This window comes from Pseudogemmobacter sp. TB195 (genome assembly GCF_058313095.1).
Window position 1 is genome coordinate 1 of the sequence record NZ_JBZEGG010000045.1, and the last position, 21,364, is coordinate 21,364.

Annotated in this window: 24 protein-coding genes and 1 pseudogene; 12 read left to right on the forward strand and 13 right to left on the reverse strand. The window is 62.3% G+C overall.

Annotated features, from left to right (window positions below; all coding sequences use genetic code 11):
- Both AC4FS3_RS27145 and AC4FS3_RS27150 read left to right on the forward strand, forming a co-directional pair.
- Window positions 1-1,777: pseudogene (locus AC4FS3_RS27145) on the forward strand (Ti-type conjugative transfer relaxase TraA); the annotation flags it as partial.
- A 26-nt stretch (window positions 1,778-1,803) separates the two neighbouring features.
- Window positions 1,804-2,373, forward strand: coding sequence for a DUF6118 family protein (locus tag AC4FS3_RS27150; protein ID WP_012476888.1), 570 nt, complete (start codon window positions 1,804-1,806; stop codon window positions 2,371-2,373).
- Between the two features lie 311 nt (window positions 2,374-2,684).
- Here the strand turns inward: AC4FS3_RS27150 and AC4FS3_RS27155 are convergent.
- From AC4FS3_RS27155 to AC4FS3_RS27190, 8 genes are all read right to left on the reverse strand, one after another.
- A protein-coding gene (locus tag AC4FS3_RS27155) for an IS3-like element ISPam3 family transposase (RefSeq protein ID WP_168550542.1) occupies window positions 2,685-3,772 on the reverse strand; the annotation gives its coding sequence in 2 pieces (ribosomal slippage) (window positions 2,685-3,511 and window positions 3,511-3,772; 1,089 coding nt in all).
- A 49-nt stretch (window positions 3,773-3,821) separates the two neighbouring features.
- Entirely contained in the window at window positions 3,822-4,487 is a 666-nt protein-coding gene (locus AC4FS3_RS27160; RefSeq protein WP_491023118.1) for a hypothetical protein, read from the reverse strand.
- A gap of 104 nt (window positions 4,488-4,591) precedes the next feature.
- A complete protein-coding gene (gene tnpC / locus AC4FS3_RS27165) occupies window positions 4,592-6,274 on the reverse strand; it encodes an IS66 family transposase (protein WP_491023119.1) in 1,683 nt (560 codons plus the stop codon).
- 63 nt (window positions 6,275-6,337) lie between these two features.
- Window positions 6,338-6,691: an IS66 family insertion sequence element accessory protein TnpB gene (gene tnpB, locus AC4FS3_RS27170; RefSeq protein ID WP_491023120.1), complete on the reverse strand. Its 354-nt coding sequence runs from the start codon at window positions 6,689-6,691 to the stop codon at window positions 6,338-6,340.
- Window positions 6,688-7,122, reverse strand: a complete 435-nt coding sequence (tnpA, locus tag AC4FS3_RS27175; protein WP_491023121.1) for an IS66-like element accessory protein TnpA — start codon at window positions 7,120-7,122, stop codon at window positions 6,688-6,690. Before tnpA ends, tnpB begins: the two co-directional genes overlap by 4 nt.
- A 442-nt stretch (window positions 7,123-7,564) precedes the next feature.
- A complete protein-coding gene (locus AC4FS3_RS27180) occupies window positions 7,565-9,853 on the reverse strand; it encodes a N,N-dimethylformamidase subunit beta (RefSeq protein ID WP_012476890.1) in 2,289 nt (762 codons plus the stop codon).
- On the reverse strand, window positions 9,850-10,275 hold the full coding sequence (dmfA1, locus tag AC4FS3_RS27185) for a N,N-dimethylformamidase subunit alpha (RefSeq protein WP_012476891.1): 426 nt from the start codon (window positions 10,273-10,275) through the stop codon (window positions 9,850-9,852). The genes AC4FS3_RS27180 and dmfA1 overlap by 4 nt, the downstream gene beginning before the upstream one ends.
- Before the next feature lie 31 nt (window positions 10,276-10,306).
- Window positions 10,307-11,341, reverse strand: coding sequence for a LuxR C-terminal-related transcriptional regulator (locus AC4FS3_RS27190; protein ID WP_012476892.1), 1,035 nt, complete (start codon window positions 11,339-11,341; stop codon window positions 10,307-10,309).
- Between the two features lie 454 nt (window positions 11,342-11,795).
- Here AC4FS3_RS27190 and AC4FS3_RS27195 point away from each other — a divergent pair.
- The 9 genes from AC4FS3_RS27195 (at window position 11,796) to AC4FS3_RS27235 (ending at window position 16,883) form a co-directional block, all read left to right on the forward strand.
- Window positions 11,796-12,565, forward strand: a protein-coding gene (locus AC4FS3_RS27195; protein WP_238829643.1) for an IS5-like element ISPam4 family transposase whose coding sequence is annotated in 2 segments (ribosomal slippage) — window positions 11,796-12,132 and window positions 12,132-12,565 — 771 coding nt in all. Because the reading frame shifts where the segments join, the coding sequence is not laid out codon by codon here.
- An 89-nt stretch (window positions 12,566-12,654) separates the two neighbouring features.
- Window positions 12,655-13,218 carry a recombinase family protein gene (locus tag AC4FS3_RS27200; RefSeq protein WP_012476877.1) on the forward strand — a complete coding sequence of 188 codons (564 nt, stop codon included), beginning with the start codon at window positions 12,655-12,657 and terminating at the stop codon, window positions 13,216-13,218.
- 90 nt (window positions 13,219-13,308) lie between these two features.
- Entirely contained in the window at window positions 13,309-13,524 is a 216-nt protein-coding gene (locus AC4FS3_RS27205) for a ribbon-helix-helix protein, CopG family (RefSeq protein ID WP_168550538.1), read from the forward strand.
- 190 nt (window positions 13,525-13,714) lie between these two features.
- The gene (locus tag AC4FS3_RS27210; protein ID WP_012476878.1) at window positions 13,715-14,590 is read left to right on the forward strand and encodes a helix-turn-helix domain-containing protein; all 876 of its coding nucleotides are present in this window, start codon (window positions 13,715-13,717) and stop codon (window positions 14,588-14,590) included.
- A 228-nt stretch (window positions 14,591-14,818) separates the two neighbouring features.
- The gene (locus tag AC4FS3_RS27215) at window positions 14,819-15,478 is read left to right on the forward strand and encodes an AAA family ATPase (protein WP_012476879.1); all 660 of its coding nucleotides are present in this window, start codon (window positions 14,819-14,821) and stop codon (window positions 15,476-15,478) included.
- A complete protein-coding gene (locus AC4FS3_RS27220) occupies window positions 15,475-15,813 on the forward strand; it encodes a chromosome partitioning protein ParB (RefSeq protein WP_012476880.1) in 339 nt (112 codons plus the stop codon). The genes AC4FS3_RS27215 and AC4FS3_RS27220 overlap by 4 nt, the downstream gene beginning before the upstream one ends.
- Before the next feature lie 83 nt (window positions 15,814-15,896).
- Window positions 15,897-16,274: a type II toxin-antitoxin system RelE/ParE family toxin gene (locus AC4FS3_RS27225; RefSeq protein WP_012476881.1), complete on the forward strand. Its 378-nt coding sequence runs from the start codon at window positions 15,897-15,899 to the stop codon at window positions 16,272-16,274.
- Window positions 16,255-16,590, forward strand: coding sequence for a helix-turn-helix domain-containing protein (locus tag AC4FS3_RS27230; protein WP_012476882.1), 336 nt, complete (start codon window positions 16,255-16,257; stop codon window positions 16,588-16,590). Before AC4FS3_RS27225 ends, AC4FS3_RS27230 begins: the two co-directional genes overlap by 20 nt.
- Before the next feature lie 86 nt (window positions 16,591-16,676).
- A complete protein-coding gene (locus tag AC4FS3_RS27235; protein WP_012476883.1) occupies window positions 16,677-16,883 on the forward strand; it encodes a hypothetical protein in 207 nt (68 codons plus the stop codon).
- 126 nt (window positions 16,884-17,009) lie between these two features.
- On the opposite strand, the gene AC4FS3_RS27240 is transcribed toward AC4FS3_RS27235, so the two are convergent.
- The 5 genes from AC4FS3_RS27240 to AC4FS3_RS27260 are packed head-to-tail and all read right to left on the reverse strand — an operon-like array spanning window position 17,010 to window position 19,258.
- Complete coding sequence (locus AC4FS3_RS27240) at window positions 17,010-17,234, reverse strand: hypothetical protein (protein WP_238829642.1); 225 nt, start codon at window positions 17,232-17,234, stop codon at window positions 17,010-17,012.
- A 49-nt stretch (window positions 17,235-17,283) separates the two neighbouring features.
- Entirely contained in the window at window positions 17,284-18,054 is a 771-nt protein-coding gene (locus AC4FS3_RS27245; protein WP_491023122.1) for a type IV secretory system conjugative DNA transfer family protein, read from the reverse strand.
- Window positions 18,055-18,062: 8 nt separating this feature from the next.
- Window positions 18,063-18,755 (reverse strand): hypothetical protein, encoded by a 693-nt coding sequence (locus AC4FS3_RS27250; RefSeq protein ID WP_491023123.1) that lies wholly within the window; start codon window positions 18,753-18,755, stop codon window positions 18,063-18,065.
- Window positions 18,748-19,077: a hypothetical protein gene (locus AC4FS3_RS27255; protein WP_012476886.1), complete on the reverse strand. Its 330-nt coding sequence runs from the start codon at window positions 19,075-19,077 to the stop codon at window positions 18,748-18,750. Before AC4FS3_RS27255 ends, AC4FS3_RS27250 begins: the two co-directional genes overlap by 8 nt.
- A complete protein-coding gene (locus AC4FS3_RS27260; RefSeq protein ID WP_168550540.1) occupies window positions 19,058-19,258 on the reverse strand; it encodes a hypothetical protein in 201 nt (66 codons plus the stop codon). The genes AC4FS3_RS27255 and AC4FS3_RS27260 overlap by 20 nt, the downstream gene beginning before the upstream one ends.
- 212 nt (window positions 19,259-19,470) lie before the next feature.
- On the opposite strand from AC4FS3_RS27260, the gene traA reads away from it, so the two are divergent.
- A partial coding sequence (traA, locus tag AC4FS3_RS27265; RefSeq protein WP_491023124.1) for a Ti-type conjugative transfer relaxase TraA occupies window positions 19,471-21,364 on the forward strand: 1,894 nt, incomplete at its 3' end.

Consider the following 21,364-nt stretch of genomic DNA (forward strand, 5'->3'; position numbering starts at 1 on the left):
CACCACACTACAGGACAGGGGTGAGCTGGCCCGGGCCAGCGTGCCCGGCGAGGGCGAAGGCAAGGACACCGGCGCGCGGGTTTTCCAGACCAATGACGGGCAGCGCGAGTTCGCGCCGGGCGACCGGATCGTGTTCCTTGAGAACAACCGCGACCTTGGCGTGAAGAACGGGGGGCTTGCCACTGTCGAGCGGGTCGAGGAAGGCCGGATTGTCGCCACGCTGGACGGGCCAGCCGGTGCGGAAGGGCGTAGCGTTTCTGTGCCGATGGACAGCTATCAGGCCATCGACCACGGCTATGCGACGACGATCCACAAAAATCAGGGCGCGACGGTGGACCGGGCCTTTGTCATGGCCTCGGGCACGATGGACCGGCATCTGACCTATGTTGCCATGACCCGGCATCGCGACGGGGCGCAGCTCTATGCGGCGCAGGATGATTTTGTCGACCGGCAGGCGGGCCGCCTGGTCGAGCATGGGGCCGCGCCGTTCGAGCATAAAGACGGCAACCGCCCGAGCTACTTCGTGACGCTGGAAGGTGACAAGGGCGAGCGGCGCACCACATGGGGCGTGGACCTGGAACGCGCCATGGCCGAGGCAGCGCCCGAGATCGGGGAGAAGATCGGGCTTCACCATATCGGCGCTACCCCCGTCACCCTGCCGGATGGCACCGAGACGCAGCGCAATGCCTGGAAGGTGCGCGATGCCCGCGACCTGGCCTATGACCAGCTTGAGCGCCGGTTGTCGCGGTCTGGCGTCAAGGAAACCACGCTCGATTATACCCGCGATTTTGCCGAGCGGCGCGGGATCGCGGAAAGCCTTGGCATCCGCAGCGAGATCGAGGTTCCGCGCGAGGGGCTTGTCCGCGACGGCGCGGCGCTACGCGCGGACAGGGAGGCCCCGGCCGGGCGGGAGCAGGCCGAGGGTCACGCGGCCCGATCCCCGCAGAAGATCCGCGAAGATCTTGCGCAGGATCTTCGCGCGGGGTCCGGTGCCGATACCCGCAAGGATCAGGCCCCCGATCATGGTGCAGGGCAGGTCGAGCGCCAGCCAGAGCAGGCCGCGCCGCGCCGTCGCAGCATGTTCGACGGCCTCAGGCTCAATGCCGGTTCCCGCGAGCGCGGCGCGCAGCCGGAGGCGGGGCGGCCGGAAAGGGAAAGGGAGCGGCAGTTGTCGGCGCCGGTGCCCGAGCCGCTGGCGGCGCGCGCGCGGCCGCTGTCGCCGCTTGAGGCGGCCGTGGACCGCTATGCGCGGGCGTATCAGTCGGTTGACCAGCATATGCGCGAGGGCCTGCCGGTTCTCGACATGCAGAAGCAGGAATTGCGCGCGGCCGGGCAGCAGCTCGATCAGGTGAGCGGGGGCCTCAAAGACCTGATGCACTCGACCCTGGCGCATGATCCGCGCGCGGTTCGGGCCATGACCGGACTTTCCGGCCGGGAGCGCGTCCGTCAAGTCATCGACGGTATGAAACGCGAAAACGCGGCGCTGGCCGATCCCGCCGTCAGGGCCGGGCGGTTCGTTGACCGCTGGCAGGACCTGCAAGAGCAGCACCGGCAGCTTTATGGCCGGTATGATGGCGAGGCGCGCGAGAAGGTCGAGGACCAGTTGAGCGACATGATCCAGAGCCTTGAGCGCGATCCGCAGATGGAGTCCCTTCTGCGGGGTCGCCGGCAGGAGCTTGGACTCGCTGAGGAACCGCAGCGCGAGAAGCCAGTCGCCCGCGAGCTGCAAACCGATGTGGAACGCGGTCCCCGGCACAGCCGGGGGCATAGTCTGTGACGGCAGGTTTTGAGGAGGCGGTGGTGATGGTGCGCAGGACGATCCGGGATATTGTTGCTGGCAAGGTCACGTCGGAGGAACCGGAATCCGACGATCCGGGGCGGTGGGATGATGACGAGCCGCTGCCGGAACCGGAATCCGGTGATCCGGCCGAGGCGTTCGATGCGCTGCGGCGCAGGATCGAGGTGCAGGGCGCGCAGCTCGCGGCGGAAATGGCGATTATCCGTCAAGGCGTCGAGCGGGCCTTTGAGGAATTTGACCGCATGGCCGCGCCGGAGGATTACAAGCCCCAGCTCGCCCAGATCGTGAAGCAGCTTGGCGTCGTCGCCCGTCACCTCGAAGCCGTCGAGAAGCTACCTGTTCTCCGGCACGGGCCGGATTACTACGCCCGCGAAATGGCGCTGGCGGGCAACTCGCTGGTGCGGGAGGCCGCCCAGAAGATCGAGGGCTATTCCACCGATCTGCGCCAGACGACCCGCACCCTCTCCGATCTCATCGAAGGCGCGCGGGAGCGGGCGCGGCAAAATCTCGCGCTCGCCGTTGCCGCCATCGCCGGGGTCTTCCTCGGGGTGTTCCTTACCCTGGTTCTGCTGTAGCCTGCGCTAAGTGTCGCAAAAGTTGGTCGCATAAGTTAGGCTTTCGCGCACGACTTTTGCGACAGAAATTCCCCTGCAAAATTAGCGCCGACGATTTTGTCGCGAAACTTAGTAATTATGCGACAATGGGGTTAAACACAAATATCGGAACGCTCGATGCCCTTCAAAGGGAGAACTGCGATCGGCTGTGCGCGTTCAGAAACTCCCGCGTCTCAAAATAAGCGAGAGTTTCCATTTCTCTCATGGCATTGAGCTCTGCTCGCCGATCGTCCGGTAATCCTCCCCGTTTTAACGGGGTGCGACCGTAGAACTCACGCGGCCATTTTCAGCTTCATGGCGGGTGTAACGCCGCCGATGCCCATATTCGGGCGTTCGTTGTTGTAGGTCCATAGCCATTCGGTGGCGATCTGCTGCACCTCCTCGATGGTTTCAAAGATGTAGAGGTCGAGCCATTCGTGGCGGACCGTCCGGTTGTAACGCTCGACATAGGCGTTCTGCTGCGGCTTGCCGGGCTGGATGTATGTCAGGGCGATGCCCTGCTTCTCGGCCCAGGTCATCAGCGTGGAACTGACGTATTCGGGGCCGTTGTCGACCCTGATCGCCAGGGGCTTTCCGCGCCATTCGATGATCTGGTTCAGGGAGCGGACGACCCGTTCGGCGGGCAGCGAGAAGTCGACCTCGATCCCCAGGCCCTCGCGATTGAAGTCGTCTAGCACGTTCAGAAGCCGGAATTGCCGCCCGTCGGCCAAGCGGTCCGCCATGAAATCCATCGACCAGACCAGGTTCGGGGCATCCGGCACGGCCAGTTCCTCGGGCTTCTCGCGCTTCAGCCGTCGCCGCGGCTTGATGCGCAGGTTCAGCTCCAGTTCGCAGTAGATCCGGTGAACCCGCTTGTGGTTCCAGACATGCCCCTTCACGTTCCGCAGGTGGAGGAAGCACAGCCCGAACCCCCACGTCTTGTGGACATTGGTCAGCCCCACCAGCAGGTCGGCGATCATCTCGTTCTCTTCGTCGCGCCTCGGACTGTAGCGGAAACAGGTCTCGCTGACGCCGAACGCGCGGCACGCCAGCGCGATGCTGACACCCTTCGTCGCCACCGCCTTCTCGGCCAACTCCCGGCGTCGAGCTGGCCGCGTCACTTTTTTCCAAGAGCCTCTCGAAGCAGGTCGGCCTGCATGCTCAGATCGGCGAACATGCGTTTCAGCCGCCGGTTCTCGTCTTCGAGCGCCTTCATCTGGCTCATCATTGACACGTCCATGCCGCCATACTTCGCCCGCCACTTATAGAACGTCGCGCTGCTGATCCCATGCTCGCGGCACAACTCGCCCACGGGCATACCGCCCTCGGCCTGTCGCAGCACGCGCATGATCTGTGCCTCGGTAAATCTCGTCTTCTTCATCAGAATCTCCTCGTCGATCCTGCCGAGAAAATTCTACTTCCGCATCCCCTTAACCATCGGGAGGATTACCGTCCTTCTCTTCTGCGTTCGTAAAATCCCGTGTCAGCTTTGCCGAATAGGTTGCATAGGCGCGGTTACGCAGCAGATCCTCGGTCAGGCCCACGCCACCTTTGTACGCCTGCAATCCGACCACGAGGATGGCGAGTAAACTGGAGATCAAGACGAAGATCTGAGTTTGACCAGATGAACTGGAAAAGACGATCTGGCTCAGAACGGCAAGAACCTGTAGTATAACGATACAAAATGTCGTGATGAATTCGAGCGTGCTGACCGTGTGTTCTTGATCCGCCAGAGAGCCGAACAATGGGAATGCGCTTGCCTTTCGGTCAAGCATTCCTGTCGAATAATCTGTCTGCCAGTTGAATCGCAACTCCTTCCAGAAACGCTTCATCTCTGCGTAGCGATTTCCATCCACCTCCTCACCCTTCCACTCGGGGATATCGAGCATCAAATGCTCATGGAGGGCGGCGTCATCCCGCACCGTCTGGCGGTATGCAGGTGTCCGTAATCGGCGAATAACCCGCTCCAGCGCTTGTGCGCGGTCGTCCAGAACACGCTGCCTCTCGACGACACTAGTTCCGCAGATGGCCTCGATATGGGCTAGGAGAAACTGAAAATAGAAATGCCGAATCCGCTCCGCGATGAGCCGGTGCATAAGCCAATCGTCCGTATGCGCCGTCTGTGCCCCATTGATTTCAGGCTTGCGCGGCGGGGTGTCCGACGGAGCTGAGGCCCGTTCGTAGCTCAGAAAGGAGTCCTTTATGAGCTCATCCCGGCTGGTTTCGCCGCTTGGTCATATGCCCAGGGCATCAGGGCGTCGATGTCTTTTTCCCGGTGGCCGTTGGCGAGGCGCGTGAAGAGATCGCGCAGGTAGGCATAGGGCTCGACGCCATTCATCTTGCATGTGCCGATGAGGCTGGCGAAGCGAGCCCAGTTGCGCCCGCCCTCGTCATGGCCGGCAAACAATGCGTTGCGGCGGTTCATGGCCGGGCTTCGGATGGCATTCTCGACCAAGTTGGAGTCGATGTCGACGCGGCCGTCATCAAGGAACAGCCGGAAGCCGTCCTGGCGCTTCAGCATATAGGCCATGGCCTCACCAAGGTCGGATTTTCGCGAGACCCGGGCAGCCTGTGCCTTCAGCCAGGTAAAGAACGCGTCGACCAGGGGGCGGGATAGTTCCTGCCGGACGGCCCGTCGATGTTCCGGATCGCTTCCGCGGATGGCATCCTCGACCTTGTAGAGCGCAGCAATGCGCAGGAGCGCCTCATCGATGATCGGTGAGCCTTTCTTCGGCTTGGCCTTGATCAGCTTGCGCCGGCCATGCGCCCAACAAAAGGCCAACCGCAGGGGAGCGCCGCCGGTGCGTTTTGGCGTGGCCAGATGGGTATAGGCACCATAGGCATCGACCTGGATCGTGCCATCGAAGCCAGCAAGGATTTCTGCGGCATATTCGCCCTTACGACCGGGCCGGTAGTGGAACACCACGCCGGGTGGAGCCGTGCCGCTCCATCCTCGGTCATCCCGCAATACTGCCCAGAGATAGCCAGTTTTCGTCGTGCCACGCCCCGGATCCAGCACCGGGGCGGTTGTTTCATCGACGTAGAGGCGGGAGCTTTCCGCCATCAGCCGCCGGGCCATGTGGTCGACCACCGGCGCTATCATGGCGCCGGTTCGACCCATCCAGTCGGCCAGAACCGAACGGTCGATCGGCACCCCGTGCCGGGCCATCACCACCGCCTGCCGGTTCAGCGGCATGTGCTCGGAATGCTTGGCAACGGCGATCTGGGCCAGCAGCGCCTCGGTCGGCCAGCTGCCCTCCAGCAGATGGGCGGGAGCCCTGGCCTGCACCACGCCGACACGCCCCTTGGGGCAGGCATAACGGGGGCGCACCGTAACGATCACCTGATAGCGGGCCGGGATGTAATCCAGCCGCTCGCTTCGGTCCTCACCGATCCGGACCATGTCGCCGCAACCGCAGGGGCAGACGATGCTGTCGGGCTCGACCACGCGCTCAACCCGTGGCAGGCTCTCAGGCAGAGCCCGGGCCTTGCGGGGCGCCCGAGGCTTACGCCTCTCGGGATCCGGTTCGCTAGCCGCGATCCTTTCTTCGAGCGCGGCGATCTGTGCCTGCGTCTCGGCGATGGCGGCCTCCTGGTCTTCCAGCGCCAGTTCCAGCTGCGCCGGGGCCAGCTTTTCCGATTTAGGCCCGAACTTCGTGTGCCGGTAAGCCTGAACCTGGCCTTCCAGCCGTTCGATCAGGGCCTTCAATTCGATGATGAAGGCGTCCTTCTCGGCCACCACCGCCTGCTCGTGCTGGCGCGCCGCCCGTTCGACCGTCGCCTCGAAGCGCGCGGCTTCCAGGGCCGCCTGCTGGGCGGCGAAGGCCTTCACCACCTCGGGCGGAAGGTCCGGAAACAGGCTGAGATCGAAGGGCTGAGACATGTGTCTCTTTATCCGATCCAGACCAGAAAGCCCAGTAAAACAAGGTAAAATATGCCCGACAGATCACCCCGCCGCAGTAGGAGCTGCCACCCGCCGCGCTACCGTCCGGCGCCAGTCCAACCCCTCGAACAGAGCTTCCGCCTGTGCCCGGGACAGCCGCATCACCCCGTCCTGAACCTTTGGCCAGGCGAAGCTGCCTTCCTCCAGAACCTTGTAGATCAGCACCATCCCGGTTCCATCCCAGACAAGGATCTTCAGCCTGTCACCTCGCTTTGATCGGAAGATCACCGTGACACCGGAATGTGGGTCGAGCTTCAGCTCCGTCTGAACCACCAGTGCCAAAGCCTGGTGCCCGCAGCGGAAGTCTACCGGCTTCGTCGCGATCAGGATCGGATGCCGCGCACCTGCAACGATCATGCCTCCCCTCGCAACGCGCGCACCAGAGCCGCAGCACGCTCCACCGCGACATCACCGGGAACACGCAGCACGATGCCCGCGCCGATCTCCACCGTCACAACCCCGGGTGCGACGGTCTCTGCCGATTGGTCAGAAGCGTCGCCAACCGCCAGCGGCACAAAAAACGGCTCCGAAGAAAAGGTGCGGGGCAACTCGGGCTCCGCCACAAAATCTGCGGGAAGCGCCAACAATCCGCGCCGCGCACGGCTTCGCCATTCCGAAAGATGGTGGGGCTGCATGTCATGACGCCGGGCTACAGCCGCCACAGTCGCCCCAGGTTGAAAGGTCTCCGCGACAATCCGCGCCTTCACTGCGTCAGGCCAGCGCCGGTTGCTCCGGCGAGCCTCCACAACCTCGCACCGCCCAACAAATCCATCATCGCCATCCGCCATGCAGACACCCTTCTGAAACCTCAGAAGAAAAATCGCCGCTCGGCTCAAGATCGGAAACCGCAAATCTCAATGGGACGCAGACGCCGGATACAATCGTCCCGTTTCCGTCCGAAGAGAATTCCTTTTCCGAGCAGCAACGCGGCAACGAGAAGAATGAGGGCTAACGCCAAGCGCATCCAGTGCCAGACGGGTTGCGACACGGGCAGCATTATTGCCGGGGTCGTCGACCGGCGCACATTCCGCGATGACGTAGGCTTCGACACCGAAAGCTACCAAGCCCCCCACAAGCCGGATGATCTCGCGGCTGGTCAGCCGCGAACCTCCGGCACTGAAACGCCAGGCGCATAAGCCTGATCCAGAACATCAAGGTCGGTGTGTTCGAATGGACAATGCCCGCCAGGGCGTCGATCCGTGGCGGGCACATATGTTTCAAGTAAAGTCGCTAGACCAGCGGCGCAGGTTCGTCTTTCATGAACTGCGTAAGAACGTTCCTGGTCATCCGCGACACGTTGTTGTCGTAGTTATTCCACGAAAGGCTGCCCAGCCAGGATATCGACGATGTGCTGAACATGCCGCCGCCATTGGCCGTGGAGAAGTAGGTTATATCCGCCCGCACGAACGGATGCTCTCCGCCGTTCATGCCCGGGTGCGGAAACGACTTGTCGTCCGGAATGACCGTATACACCACGCTGTGCTCAACCGAACTCGCCAGAAGCAGGGTATTTGGCGGGGTTCCGAGCGACAGGTCATAGCGATCCAGCTCGTATCCGCCCGCACCTCCGCCGACAAGCCCACCGTCCCCGATCCTCTCGTCAGGATCGATGCCGTCCATAATCCAGGCAGCGCGCTTGTCCTGACTGTCGGGCATCTGTACGAAATAACCGGAATGGTCGAACCCGAAGCTGCTCATCCCGGTGCCCCAGATCTTCTGGGTAGCCCGGGCACGCCCGCGGAACCGGCCGCCGCGCCGGCCGTTCGTGCTGTAGTGATACTCACCCGGTGGAGCTTCCCACGCGGTCACGCCGAGCTCCTTGCGAACCTCCATCACCCAGGGTTTCTCTGGGTGAACCGAGACGATCCAGTACATTCCATTCGCCGCAAGGTACATTCCTCGTCCGCCATCGGCGAGATAGTCTTCCCATGCGTCGGCATTGGCCCATGTCTGGTACTCCGGATGAGAGCCGGTGAGCACGACGTTATAGCGACGAAGCAGATCCACGCCCTGTTCATTGAGGTCGTGCTCTGTCGCAACGTCGTAATCGAACCCGTTGTGATTGAGCCAGTCGATCAGGTGCAGGTCAGCCGGAAGCTCCCAGATGGAGCCAAATCCCTGCCTGTGCTTGGGGCGAAGATTCAAGATGGGACGCCGCCATGAGGTATACTGGACGCCGCGCCCGTCGACATGCCCGTCATATGTCGAAAGGCCATAGTAGTCGAGGTTTCGATGGAGCTCGACGTCGTTCTCGTTGAGGACAGGCGTATGACCGGCAACGGCTTGCCCGATATCCGCCTTGTGCATGATCTGCTCGTTGGCATAGGCTAGGTAGCTAAACGTGCTGGCCAGAACAAGGATTTTAGCCGTTGCCTTTCCGCGGGGCGGAAGCACGAAGAAGGGAATGTAGTCCTCTGAATCGCCGTAGCGGATCTTCATCGCGTAGAAGTCGCTCTTCAGCCCGTCGGGGAGGGTTATTTCAAAGTCCTTGTCCCACCGACAGTCGTCAAGGCAGTCCTCGTGGAACCACAATGCGCCGTATTGCTGAGGGCAGTGAATGAAATTTTCCTCGTGCCCGTCCCAGTTCCACCCGGTGGAGCCGCGATCCGGCTGGTTTACGCACTGGCCGTGATGACCGTTGCCCGAAATATCGACGACGTGGTCGGTCGGAATTCCATCCGGGCCAATTCCCGCCGAAAAGTCCCAGTGCGCGAGCCTGGACCAGGGCTCCGCCACTGTTCCTTCCGCCAGCTTCATTGCTTCTTCGGAACTGAGCGCTCGTCCGTAAAGTTTCGGCGCGTCGATCTTGCCGTTGAAATTGGCGATACACCAGGTCCGCCCGTCAGCCGCAGCCGCCTCTCCCAGGCCGGCGATTAGCAGCGAGGTTCTCGAGTCGCCCGGCGAAACCTGCGAAACGGCGGAAACGGTCGTGTCGGAGTCGAGTGGCACTACAAGCCCAAATCGGCTGTTCGTCCTGTTGACGACCGACTTCTGGTGGAGCGAGATCGTCTTCTGGACGGGGTCGAAGACCGCAGTCACCGAATACCACACCTCTTGAAATAGCGGGCGGTCGCTGATGACGCGGTTGGTCGTGCCGCTCTCGTCGCCAATCGTAAAGACCAGCCGGCCTTCCTCTATCGCCAGGCTCCAGCCGCACTGACGTTCGTCGTCCCACCGTGAAACAAGCCCTTGGCGGCCCCGTCCCGGGGTGGTCGACCATAGAAACGTGTGAACCGAGAACGCGCCGTCGGCCAGCAATGCTCCGCTTGCGTCCGGCACCTCCACGAAGCTGCCAAACTGGGTGCGCTGAAAGCGCGCCGGGTAGCTCCCGTCGGCCGCAGACTTGACCGACTCCTCCTTGTAACCCGGCCCCGCGGGATTGGTGTCGCCGTGGATCAGACGGACGAGCTCAGCCTCATATGAGCCATCGGACGTGTCCGCACTGACATAGAAGCGAATGGTTTCACCCGGAGCGGCGCTGAGCCTGTCGCAGTACCCCCTGATTTTGACCGTTTTCAATTTGCAATCTCCCGCTGTTCAGCCTGCGACAGTTCGTTTCGGACATCCTCGATCCGCTTCAGGAACACGGCATGCATTGCCTCCTCCTCGGTGGCGAAGCTATCATCGGTGAGCACCGGCAGCTTGCCGAACTCGCGGATCTCGGCTATCCGATAGGAGCTCCATTCCCGTTCTGTGTAAATGTAGTATTTGCCGAACGTTGGCTGCATCCTGAAATAGTTGTGGACGCGCTGAAGGTGCGGACTTGGGTGGTTTCGGTATCCGAAGGGATTTCTTTCATGCTCGTCGATTATCTCCGGATGGCTGTCGATGATCTCGATGATTTCCTCCCTCCTTTTGCGATCGAAATATTCGTACCAGTCGGCGCTCCTGTCGGGATACGCCGATGGGTCGGAAACATAGTTTTCTCTTCGTTGATTCATTTCATTCTCCTCCGTGTCGGATCTTGCTTTGTTACCCGTGTGAAAGGTAATCGCTGAGCCTCATTACACCCGTGGTGGCGGCGAGGCGCGCAAGCGCTGCCCGGTTGCTTGCGGCGATCTTTTCGAGGATATTTTCTATGTGCCGGTCGACGGTCCGAGCCGACAGCCGAAGGACCGCCGATATCTGAGAACTGGTCAGCCCCAGCGCGGACAGGGAGCAGACCTCGGCCTGTCTGACGGTGAGGCTGAACGGCAGATCCGTGGTTCCGTGCACCACGAGCCACCCCCGAGTGCACATCTTGAATTGAACCTGATGGATGGTTTCGTCGCAAGGATGCCAGCAGGCGAGAGGCATGCGCTGGCCAAGGACATCTATGCCGCGAGCGTTTCCATATTTCTTGACGATACCGCAGGCCAGTTCGTGGATCTCGCTCTTCGCACAGCAGCTGAAACCGGGGACTGCTTGTATATTTCCGTCCCGGTCGATGAATGCGGCGCACTCGTCAGGCCTGAGGTTTCGGAGCAGTGCCCGCGGTTCCTGCCATATGTCGACGAATGTAGCCAAAACCGGTGCGATGTCGTCGATGAACTGCAGGGCGTCGGTCGATGGATGTTTCCTGCTGTCGGTGCTGGTGTGGAGGTTGCCAATATACCTGTTGCTGCGGCTCGTCAGATAGCTCGTTGAGCCGCCACTGTATCCGCCGGGGAGCCACCAGTTCCGTGCCGAAACGCTTTTGGAATAGTCGAACTCCGTCGTTTCCCAGTTGAAGTACGGTTTGTTGCTGCGGACAATCCAGCGGTAGGCGGGATCAATCGACATGTAGATGTTGTCGAGGTAGCTGATGGTTTCGTCTGAATAGCCGGAGGAGGCGATTGACCGATGCCGACGGGTGATCGGGTCATAGACGGAAAGCGACATGGCCGCCCATGGCACCAGGCGGTGCAGTTCCTCGAGGACCAGCCCGAGCGCTTGTTCGCAGGAATGGCCTTCGGCGGCGATGGAGGCAATGTTTGACAAAACCCGGCGCTGCGATGGACTGGTGTAGTGCGCATTGTCGATTTTCATCTGTGCTCTCCATCGGATCGTGGATGGCCTGATTACCACTGTGTGTAGATCACACTAAAAAGTGTCGCATGGGTAAACTTACCCAATGATCTGAGAAAATCAAAATCGGGCATGGCTGTTCGGCACAGGTTGGCATGGCCAAGGCGGTGTCAGACGAACCGGTGGCCGGAACAGCCGGAAGCCGCCCTGGCTTGGGACGATAACCAGCAATCACCCTTCCGGTACTTCAAGACCGCGCCAGAGATCATCCGGCTGGCGCTCATGTCGTGCGTCCGCTTTCGGCCGCGGTCTCTCGGCGACTGCGGGGCCCGAAGCGGACCCGGAGGGCCGGCTGCGACAGGGCGAGCTCGGGGCTGAAAGGGGCCTCGCTGTCGGGCCTAGGTTCAGGACCCATTGATTTGCTTGAGGCTGGGCGGGTTGCGTGATTCAAGCTCCCGAACTGACGGGGGTGATGATGAGCAACCTTTACTGGCTGACGGACGACCAGATGGAGCGGCTGCGGCCCTTCTTTCCGAAGAGCCATGGTCGTCCACGGGTCGATGACCGGCGCGTTCTGAGTGGGATAATTTTCATCAACCGCAATGGGTTGCGTTGGTGTGATGCTCCGCCCGAGTACGGTCCGCCGAAGACGCTCTACAACCGCTGGGTCCGCTGGAGCCGGATGGGGGTTTTCGCCCGGATGATGGTGGGGCTGGCCTCCGGGGGTGGTGAGGAGAAGGTCGTGATGATCGACGCGACGTATCTCAAGGCGCACCGTACGGCTTCGAGCCTGCGGGTCAAAAAGGGGGGGCCGACGACAAGCGCGGGCGTCTGATCGGTCGCACGAAGGGCGGACTGAACACCAAGTTGCACGCGGTCACGGATGCCATAGGCCGCCCGATCCGCTTCTTCATGACGGCGGGCCAGGTCAGCGACTACATCGGTGCGGCGGCCTTGCTGGACTGCCTGCCGGATGCAGATTGGCTGATCGCCGACCGTGGCTATGACGCCGACTGGCTCCGGGATGCCTTGAAAGACAAGGGGATAAAGCCCTGCATCCCCGGCCGGAAGTCGCGCGGCAAGCCCATCAAGCACGACAAGCGCCGCTACAAACGGCGCAACCGGATCGAGATCATGTTCGGCAGGCTCAAGGACTGGCGCCGCGTTGCCACCCGCTACGACAGGTGCCCAAAGGTCTTCCTCGCCGCCGTCACACTCGCTGCAACCGTCATCTTCTGGCTATGAAACAAGAATGAGTCCTGACCCTATTTTGATGCTGGAGTGAACGGTAGTAGCTTCAGACGGTGAGCATAGCAGCGAAAGCCCCTTGCCCCATGATGATCGGATATGCCCGTGTCTCGACCGAGGGCCAGACCCTCGACCAGCAGCGCGCGGCGTTGCTGACGGCTGGGTGCAAGCGCGTGTTCGAGGAAAAGGCATCCGGCGCGCAGCGCGGTCGCCCCGAGCTGGCGAGGCTGCTGGATCATTTGCAGCCCGGTAACGTGGTGACGGTGACGCGGCTTGATCGCTTGGCCCGATCGACGCGCGATCTTCTCGACATAGCCGAACGGATCGGGCAGGCCGAGGCGGGTTTGCGATCTCTGGCCGAGCCTTGGGCCGATACGACGACACCGGCGGGCCGCATGGTGCTGACGTTCTTTGCCGGTGTTGCCGAGTTCGAGCGCAGCTTGATCCATGAGCGCACCAGCGCCGGCCGGGCGGCCGCAAAGGCGAAGGGGGTTCGGTTCGGTCGCCCCCCTGCCCTGTCGACCGAGCAGATCGCGCACGCGCGCCAGCTCATCGCGGAGGACAAGAAGCCGACCGAGATTGCCCGGCTCCTGGGTGTGCATCGCGCTACCCTCTATCGGGCTTTAGAGCGCGCCGACCAGGGCCACTAGATTTTGTCGTCCGGCCCTAGAAATAGGGCTTTTCTCTATTTCTCACGCAAGGGATTGCAGAATCTCGCCATTTAGGTTCTTCATGTAGACATGGCGAGTCGAACCCGAGAGCAAGTTAAACTGGAAAGCGTCCGAAACCTGCGTGCGCGGCAGCGTGCGGAAGGCCGGATTCTTGTGCAGGCTGATCTGCCCGGCGATCTGGTCGCGGAGATTGACCGCCTGAGGGACGACGCGGGCTTGCGAGGGCGTGCGCCGATCATCGAAGAAGCGTTGAGGTTTTATATCGAAGCGAAACAAGGGACATAACGACGAAACCCCTGACCGCTGGTAACGGTCAGGGGTTTCTAAGGTCGTCAGACACACCGTAGAAATGGGGCCAAAATCACTCCCCTTATCTACGCTAGAGCACTCTACTTCGCAAGGTTGATTCTTGCGAAAGCAGGGGAGTTTTGTCCGCCGTCCTTGTCGTCATGTCCTTCAAAAGAAGGACGAGACTATGTTGAGGACGCACTACGCGGCCGCTATCGGCTGCGCGCGCGGGCACGCGCTTGATGAAATCATGCGGGAGGTCTGGACGCGCTACAGCGCCGGGCAGCTCACCGACGACGAGGCCGGGCAGCTTTCCACGCAGGCCCATGAGCGCCGCAACGGCGCGGGATCGGGGCAGTCGGCCTTTAGCCTGGTCATGCCGCCCCCTGCCCCACGCTGCCCGACGCCGGTTCGCCGGCGCAGCTATTTCAAGGGCCGGTCAGAGGGGCGTATCTGGCGGCCGACGACGCGCAAGGACGTGCAGGCGATCCTGAAGGCGGCCGAAATCTACAACGAGGCGGGTTTGCGCCAGAAGGGCGAGCGCAGCGGCCCGCTAGGATCGGTGGCGCTGGACGTGCTGCGGCTGTTCGTCAATCTCATAGACTTCCGCACCGGCCGACTTGAGCCGTCAATCACCACGATCATGGATCGGCTGGGCCGGTCGCGCGATACCATCGTGAGGGCGCTGAAGAACCTGCGGGCGCATGGGTTCATCGACTGGCTGCGGCGTTACGAACCGACCGGGAACGAGGGGCGCGGCCCACAGGTCCAGCAGGCCAGCAACGCCTACCGCCTGTCCCTGCCGGAAAAGGCCCGGCAGTTCCTCGGGCGGTTCGGCAAGGCCCCACCCCTGCCCGACGACCACAGCGCGGAACAGGAAGCCCGCGCGGCCGAGCTGGACGCCTACAGAAAGTCCCTGCCCCTTGACGAGCTGGCGGTGTTCGAGGCTGGCGATAGCCCGCTAGGTCGGGCGCTCGCAGCCCTTGGTCGTGTTGTGCAGAAACGCGAGTCCGATAACCAGACTGAATCCCCATCTGATCTTTATCTAAAAGGTGGAACATAAGCGGTCGCCGCTGTTCGGGCCGCTTTCGCGGCCCTGCGGCGGTTCCGGCCCGCACATAGGCGGGCCGGTGTGGCACCCTCAGCACCAAAAATCCCACCCGCAGCACCTGCGGCCACCCTTCCCGCTTGCTTAGAATTAAGCAAGCGGGAAGGGTGGCGCTTAACCTGAAATCATGTAAACATGCTTATCGGGAAGCATGTTTGTTTCTTTACATGAAGGACTGCAACCATGATTACAGTAGCGTTCTGCACGCAAAAGGGCGGGACCGGCAAGACGACAATCGCGACAGCACTTGCGGTTGCCGCGCACTTGGCCGGAAAAAAATCGGCGCTGCTCGACCTCGACCCGCAGACGAACGCCGTCAACTGGTTTGACCGGCGTGAAGGTGACGGGCCGGACGTTGCCTCGATCCAGCCCGGCGCTATACGGCGCTCGCTGGAAGCCTATCGCGGCCTCGGTATGGATTGGGTGTTCATAGACACGCCCGGCAAGATGGACAGTGCCTCGACCGAAGCGGCCAAGCACGCCGACATGGTGCTGATCCCGACCCAAGCGCAGATATTCGCAATCGACACCTTGGAACCTCTAAAGCGGTTGCTCGATATGGCAGGCAACCCGCCAACCTTCGTCGTCCTGAATCTCGTGCATCCGAACGCCGGGGGCCGAACGGCCGACGATGCCGCCGCGATAGCCGAACGGTTCAACCTGTCGGTCGCGCCCATCCATATGTCGCGTCTGAAAGCCTATGAGGATGCGCCGGCCTTGGGTAAGACCCCGCAGGAGCTGGAACCGCAGGGGCGGGCGGCGCAGGAAGTCGCTGGCCTGTTCAGCTTCCTTTCGGAGCAGGCAAGCATGTATACAGGTAAACATGAAAGGGTGAAAACATGAGCCGCAAGCCCTCGCTTCTGGCCGCAGCCATTAAGACGGTTGAGCAGCCAGCGACAGCGCCAGTAGTTCCCGCCGCGTCCGATGCGCCCACCGAACTGAAGCGGGCCGCTCATAGTCCGCAGGCGGCCGGAACCTATGTTCCGCCATCACGGGCCAACAAGACGGCCAAGACCCACCACTTGCCGCCGACCTATTGGGAGACGCTGGAAGAACTCAGCTTCCGAACGCGCGACGACAAAGGCAAGCGGATTACGCAGGAGCGGCTGGTGGCCGAGGCGCTGAACCTCCTTTTCGCCAAATACAATTTCCCGGTCGTTCGAGAGGGCAGGGAGTGACAGGAAACCATGTTTCCATGTAAGCATGGTTTCACTTAAGGCAATCGGGGTTGAAATTATACCTGAACAGGTATAGGTTGAGCATGGGTCAAGACGAACGAACACTGGAATGGATTGGCAGTAGCTACAAAGACTTGATGGAGCTTCCGGCCGATGTGCGGAGTTTCATAGGGTTCGCGTTGCATTTCGCGCAGCACGGCGAGCAGCACCCAGCGGCGAAGGTGCTCAAAGGCTTCGGCGGCGCTGGCGTTCTGGAAGTGGTTGAGAACGACGTGGGCGGCACATACCGAGCTGTTTATACGGTCAAGTTTGAGGAAGCGGTCTTCGTGCTTCATTGCTTCCAGAAAAAGAGCAAGAGCGGCATCGCCACGCCGAAGGAAGACATGGACGTTATCCGGGCGAGGCTCAAGGTGGCCGAGGCTCTGGCAAAGGAGATGAAAAATGCGCACCCGCATCGTTGATGGGATCGAGGTCACGACCACCTCCGGCAATGTATTTGCTGATCTGGTGTTGCCCGACGCTGAAAAGCTGAAAGTGAAATCTGGCCTGATGATCGAAATCACCAAGGCTGTGCGGCGGCTTGATCTCACGCAGGAGGAAGCCGGGCGGCGCATGGGGCTTCCGCAGCCAAAGGTGTCGTCGCTTCTGCGCGGGGATTTCAGTAACCTGTCCGAGCGCAAGCTAATGGACGCTCTGAACCGCCTCGGCTATGACATTGAAATCACTGTGCGGCCCACCGCTGGTCCGGTCGGGCATCTGACGCTTGCTGTCGCGTGATCGCATGATGCAAACATGATTGCATGTCATCATGTTTTCCATTGCGGCTGGATATTGCCGAAGCCGCTTGATGCGCGAGCGTGACGATGAGCAGGGCCTACAAAAGCGAAGTAATGGCTGCCGTCCATGAGATGATGGAAGGTTTCCATGAGTCTGGCGCTATCGACAAGCAGACGATGTGCGAATTTGATGATGCATGTCTGCGGAAGGTGCCGAACGCCGAGACGCGCGCGGCGATGGAAGAATCCCGCGTGATCATGAATGCTCGCCGTTTGCGGATTCGAGAGGGATAGGGACAATATTCCGGTGCGTGGCGTGCCTTGTGCTTCACGGCGACAGCCGCGTCCGGCCCTGCGGCGAACGCGCTTTCAAACAGCGCTGTAGAGAGCCGCAGGGCCGCAAGATTCAGCCCCGGCGCGTCAGCGCCGGGACCACTTTTCCCATTTCGCAGGTTCGGGCAGGGGGGCTTTGAGCCTGTCGCGCAGCTCCGCCGTCATTTCCTCACTCGAAACCCTCGGCCGAGGATCAGCGATTGCGGCGTCAATGCTGCGCTTGAGCAGTTCCTGGCGCAGATCGGCATGGGGTTCCAGTTCTTCATGCTCGCCAAGGATCACGAACACGGCCTCGGAAGGATCGAGGAACATGCCCTGGGGTGAGGTTCCAATTCTCTGCGGCAGGGGTGGGGACCGGCGCTTACGCCGGATCGAACAGCCCCCGGAATTCTGGATCGGTATAATAGGCGAGCTTGGTCGCGATGACAGGCCGTTGCCCGGCGAGGAACAGCAACTCGACATTCTGCGGCAGGTTGCGGACCTCATCGGGGGTCAGCAGGGGCCGGGCGGTGTGTTGCTCGCCATAGGAGATCCCCGATTTGTCGGAATCGAGCGCCCGGCTCATGGTCTGGAACACGACCGTTTCCTGCCCGAGCAGATCGGAGATCAGGCGGGCGCTGTCGTGATCGTTGACCCCGAAGACCTGCAAGACGCCGGCGTTCGACAGGAAGGTGCCCGCCTTTTGCCCATAGGTGGCGCGGAGCTGGTGAACGTCCTGCAGGATGGGCCAGAGCTGGACGCCGTAGCCGGCCATGAGGCCCATGGCGCGCTCTACCGGGGCCAGATGGCCGAGGGCGGCAAACTCATCGAGCAGATAGAGGACCGGGGTTTCCGGTTTGTGGGGATCGCGGGCCATGTCGAGCAGGCTTTGCGTGACCAGCAGGCGCAGCCAGCGCGAATAGGTCGAGAGGCGATCCGGGGGCAGGACGAGGAACATCGAGGCGTTGCTGCGCTTGAGATCGGCGAAGCGGAAATCCGAACGGCCAAGCACGGCGGTCATGCGCGGGCTGTCAAGGAAATGGGTATGACGCTGCGCGGAGGACAGGACGCCGGCGGCCTCGCGGTCGGATTTGCCGAGGTGGCGGTTTGCGGCGCGGGCGACCAGCCCGGCGGCGGCCGTGGATGCCTGCATGTCTGCGATCAGCGCGGCGAAGGCTGCGGGCGCGCGGGTGAGATAGTCGCGCAGGGTGGCGAGATTTCGTCGGCGGTTTCCTCGCGTGCCGCGCGATCCGCCGCCCATGCGGCAAAGCGTTCCGCCTCATCCTGCAAATCGGTCATGTCTGTGCCGGTCGCGGCCCTTGAGAGGGTGACGAGGCGTCCACGCGCTTCGCCGTCCTCGATGGTCGCACCAAGGGGGATCATCTTTTCGACCAGCCGGGCAAGGGGGGCGGGTGCGACCGCTGCCAGAGGTTCCAGCCGGACCCGCAGACCGAGGGACAGGGAGGCGATGGCACTGGCCGGGACGCACTTTTGTGCATCCACAGGCAGGGCGAGAACGCGGCTCATGCGGTCAGCGCCGAGCAGGAAGGCGGCTGCGATGCCGTCGCGGTTTTCGCCAGGAGGTCCGCCCATTTCGCTATGGGTGAAGGCAATGCGATGCCCGGCCAGCAGCATGTCGATCTGATCGTCACAGATATAGCCGACGCCTTCGGGGCCGATCTCGCCGGGCTTTCTGTCGAGCCAGATGAAATGGCGCGAGTCGTGCCGGGAGCCGTAAGTCGCCTCGATCTCATCTTCGGTAACAAAGGCATGACAGTCCTGCGCGCCGGTAAAGATGCAGGTGCCCGGTTCGCCCAGGAGGAAGGCGCGATAGAGCTGCATGGGGTCAGGCATCAGCACCGCCTTGCCCTGCCGGCGCGCCGCCCGTGGTCCCGGTGGTCGGCGCTGTCGCCGGGGCAGGGGCGATCAGATCGGCAAAGAGGGCCTTGTCGGTTTCTCGGGTGAGGAAGTCGGGCAGCTCGCGGCGCAGCCACTCGCGCAGGCGTCGGGCAAATTCCTCATCCTTGCCGTTCTCAAGGCGATGGAGGACCAGCGCACCGAGCAGCACCTTGCGGCGGGTGTCGTTGGCGCGTTCCTGTTTCCCGAGCCTTGCCCGAAGGGTGGCGCGTTGTGCGTCCAGTTCGGCCAGCTTCTGTTCAATCGTCTTTCGCGCCATGGTCCGGTTCTCCGCTGTGCAGGGCCTTCAATCTCAGGATCGCCTCATCGGGGGTAATGTCGCCGGCCTTCCTTGCGGCGGCAAGAGCGGCGCTGGTCTTTCCCGTTTGCGTCGTCGGGTCTGTCCTTCGTTCTATCTTCGGAATGTCCCTTATAGCTAGATGGTCGGGTGTGTTCATCATGGATCGGCTGTTCTCCTTGAATCTTCACCCACATTTCAGCAGAATATTGGCCTCATATCATCGTAGCGACATTGACGAGAGCGCCATACCGAGCGACGACTGAGTGAAACGAAGAAGTTGAGAAGGGTGCACTTACGAGTTACTACGTAACTCAGCGCGCCACCAGCTTGTGGGCTGGCGGAAGGTGGCGAAACGGTATCGGAGCCTGTTGCTTGGCGATCTACCATTTCAGCATGAAGCCGGTTTCGCGGGCGTCGGGGCGCAGCGCCGTCGCCTCGATGGCCTATCGCGCCGGGGAACGCCTGACCAACGAGCGCGACGGCATCACGCATGACTACACCGCCAAGCAGGGTGTCGAACATGCGGAGATCGTCTTGCCGGAGGGCGTCAAGGTCGATTGGGCGCGGGATCGTTCGACCTTGTGGAACGCTGCGGAGTTTTCCGAGAAACGGAAAGACGCCCGCGTTGCCCGTGAGTTCGAGGTTGCCCTGCCGCATGAGCTGACCGCCGAGCAGCGACTTGAGGCCACGCGGGAGCTGGCACAAGAGCTGGCGAACCGCTACGGCGCGGCCGTGGATTTTGCGATCCATTCCCCGCATGATGCCAGCGACGTTCGCAACCACCATGCCCATGTTATGATGACGACGCGGCAGGTGACGGATGAGGGCTTGGGCGACAAGACCTATCTTGAGCGCGAGAACAAATGGCTGCTGGCGAACGGTCTGGCGACGACCGACATGCAGCTTCGCGATCTGCGCCAGTCTTGGGAAGGGATCGCCAACGAGCATCTGGCGCGGGCCGGGCATGATCTTCGGATCGACCATCGCTCGCATATGGAGCGCGGGCTTGAGATCGTGCCGACCGAGCATATGGGCGTCCATGCCACGCAGATGGAGCGGCGCGGCCTTGATGTGGGGCGCACGCGGCTGGACGATGATGCGGCGCAGCGCAATGCCGATCTGATCCGGGAGAAGCCGGAGCAGGTGCTGACGATCATCACCGGCGAGAAAAGCGTGTTCGACCGGCACGACGTTGCGCGGGCGCTGCATCGCTACATCAACGACGACGCGCAGGAGTTCCAGAGCGCCTTTGCCAAGGTGATGGCTTCCCCGGCCCTGGTCGAGCTTCAGCCGGAGCGCATGAACCCGGAGACGGGGGAGGTCGAGCGGGCGCGGTATTCCACCCGCGAAATGGTCGAGATCGAATCCGGCATGATCGAGAGCGCGCAGCGGATGCACGGCAGCCGGGATCATGGCGTCGATCAGCGGCATGTCGCGCGCGCCATAGAGCGGCAGGACGCGGCGATACAGCGCAGCGCCGGGGATGCGTCGGCCGGGCTGTCGGACGAGCAGCGCCGGGCTATCGGGCATATCACCGGGCCGGAGCGGATTTCTGCGGTTGTCGGTTTTGCCGGTGCGGGCAAGTCCACCATGCTCGCGGCGGCGCGGGAGGCATGGGAGGCCGAGGGCTACCGGGTCCATGGTGCGGCCTTGTCGGGGAAGGCGGCCGAGGGGTTGGAGGAATCTTCCGGCATCCAGAGTCGCACGCTGGCGTCCTGGTCCCGCGGTTGGGAGAACGACCGGCACCAGCTTGGCCGCGGCGACGTGTTCGTGATCGACGAGGCGGGCATGGTGGGGAGCCGCCAGCTTTCTCGGTTCGTGACCGAGGCCGAGGCGCGCGGGGCGAAGATCGTCCTTGTGGGCGATCACGAGCAGCTACAGGCCATCGGGGCCGGTGCGCCGTTCCGGGCGATCACGGAAGAAATCGGCCATGCCGAGCTGTCCGAGATTCGTCGGCAGCGGGTGGACTGGCAGCGCGAGGCTTCCGTTGACTTCGCCACGCATCGCACGGCCGAGGGGCTGGCGGCATACCGCGAGCGGGGCGACATTCGGTTCAGCGAGACGGGCGAGGGTGCGCGCGGCGAGATCGTGCGCGATTACCTTGCCGACCGCGAGGCGCGGCCAGACGGCACAAGGGTTGCGATGGCGCATCGCCGGGCGGATGTGCAGGCGATCAATGACGCGATCCGCACCACACTACAGGACAGGGGTGAGCTGGCCCGGGCCAGCGTGCCCGGCGAGGGCGAAGGCAAGGACACCGGCGCGC

Coding starts and splice junctions, on each gene's coding strand:
- AC4FS3_RS27245 (WP_491023122.1), bottom strand. CDS start 18,054: ATGCAGGCATCCACGGCCGCCGCCGGGCTGGTCGCCCGCGCCGCAAAC.
- AC4FS3_RS27215 (WP_012476879.1), top strand. CDS start 14,819: ATGATTACAGTAGCGTTCTGCACGCAAAAGGGCGGGACCGGCAAGACG.
- dmfA1 (WP_012476891.1), bottom strand. CDS start 10,275: ATGAATCAACGAAGAGAAAACTATGTTTCCGACCCATCGGCGTATCCC.
- AC4FS3_RS27230 (WP_012476882.1), top strand. CDS start 16,255: ATGCGCACCCGCATCGTTGATGGGATCGAGGTCACGACCACCTCCGGC.
- AC4FS3_RS27260 (WP_168550540.1), bottom strand. CDS start 19,258: ATGATGAACACACCCGACCATCTAGCTATAAGGGACATTCCGAAGATA.
- AC4FS3_RS27240 (WP_238829642.1), bottom strand. CDS start 17,234: ATGTTCCTCGATCCTTCCGAGGCCGTGTTCGTGATCCTTGGCGAGCAT.
- AC4FS3_RS27210 (WP_012476878.1), top strand. CDS start 13,715: ATGTTGAGGACGCACTACGCGGCCGCTATCGGCTGCGCGCGCGGGCAC.
- tnpA (WP_491023121.1), bottom strand. CDS start 7,122: ATGGCGGATGGCGATGATGGATTTGTTGGGCGGTGCGAGGTTGTGGAG.
- AC4FS3_RS27220 (WP_012476880.1), top strand. CDS start 15,475: ATGAGCCGCAAGCCCTCGCTTCTGGCCGCAGCCATTAAGACGGTTGAG.
- AC4FS3_RS27200 (WP_012476877.1), top strand. CDS start 12,655: ATGATGATCGGATATGCCCGTGTCTCGACCGAGGGCCAGACCCTCGAC.
- AC4FS3_RS27235 (WP_012476883.1), top strand. CDS start 16,677: ATGAGCAGGGCCTACAAAAGCGAAGTAATGGCTGCCGTCCATGAGATG.
- AC4FS3_RS27160 (WP_491023118.1), bottom strand. CDS start 4,487: ATGCACCGGCTCATCGCGGAGCGGATTCGGCATTTCTATTTTCAGTTT.
- tnpC (WP_491023119.1), bottom strand. CDS start 6,274: ATGTCTCAGCCCTTCGATCTCAGCCTGTTTCCGGACCTTCCGCCCGAG.
- AC4FS3_RS27205 (WP_168550538.1), top strand. CDS start 13,309: ATGGCGAGTCGAACCCGAGAGCAAGTTAAACTGGAAAGCGTCCGAAAC.
- AC4FS3_RS27225 (WP_012476881.1), top strand. CDS start 15,897: ATGGGTCAAGACGAACGAACACTGGAATGGATTGGCAGTAGCTACAAA.
- AC4FS3_RS27250 (WP_491023123.1), bottom strand. CDS start 18,755: ATGCCTGACCCCATGCAGCTCTATCGCGCCTTCCTCCTGGGCGAACCG.
- AC4FS3_RS27190 (WP_012476892.1), bottom strand. CDS start 11,341: ATGAAAATCGACAATGCGCACTACACCAGTCCATCGCAGCGCCGGGTT.
- AC4FS3_RS27255 (WP_012476886.1), bottom strand. CDS start 19,077: ATGGCGCGAAAGACGATTGAACAGAAGCTGGCCGAACTGGACGCACAA.
- tnpB (WP_491023120.1), bottom strand. CDS start 6,691: ATGATCGTTGCAGGTGCGCGGCATCCGATCCTGATCGCGACGAAGCCG.
- AC4FS3_RS27150 (WP_012476888.1), top strand. CDS start 1,804: ATGGTGCGCAGGACGATCCGGGATATTGTTGCTGGCAAGGTCACGTCG.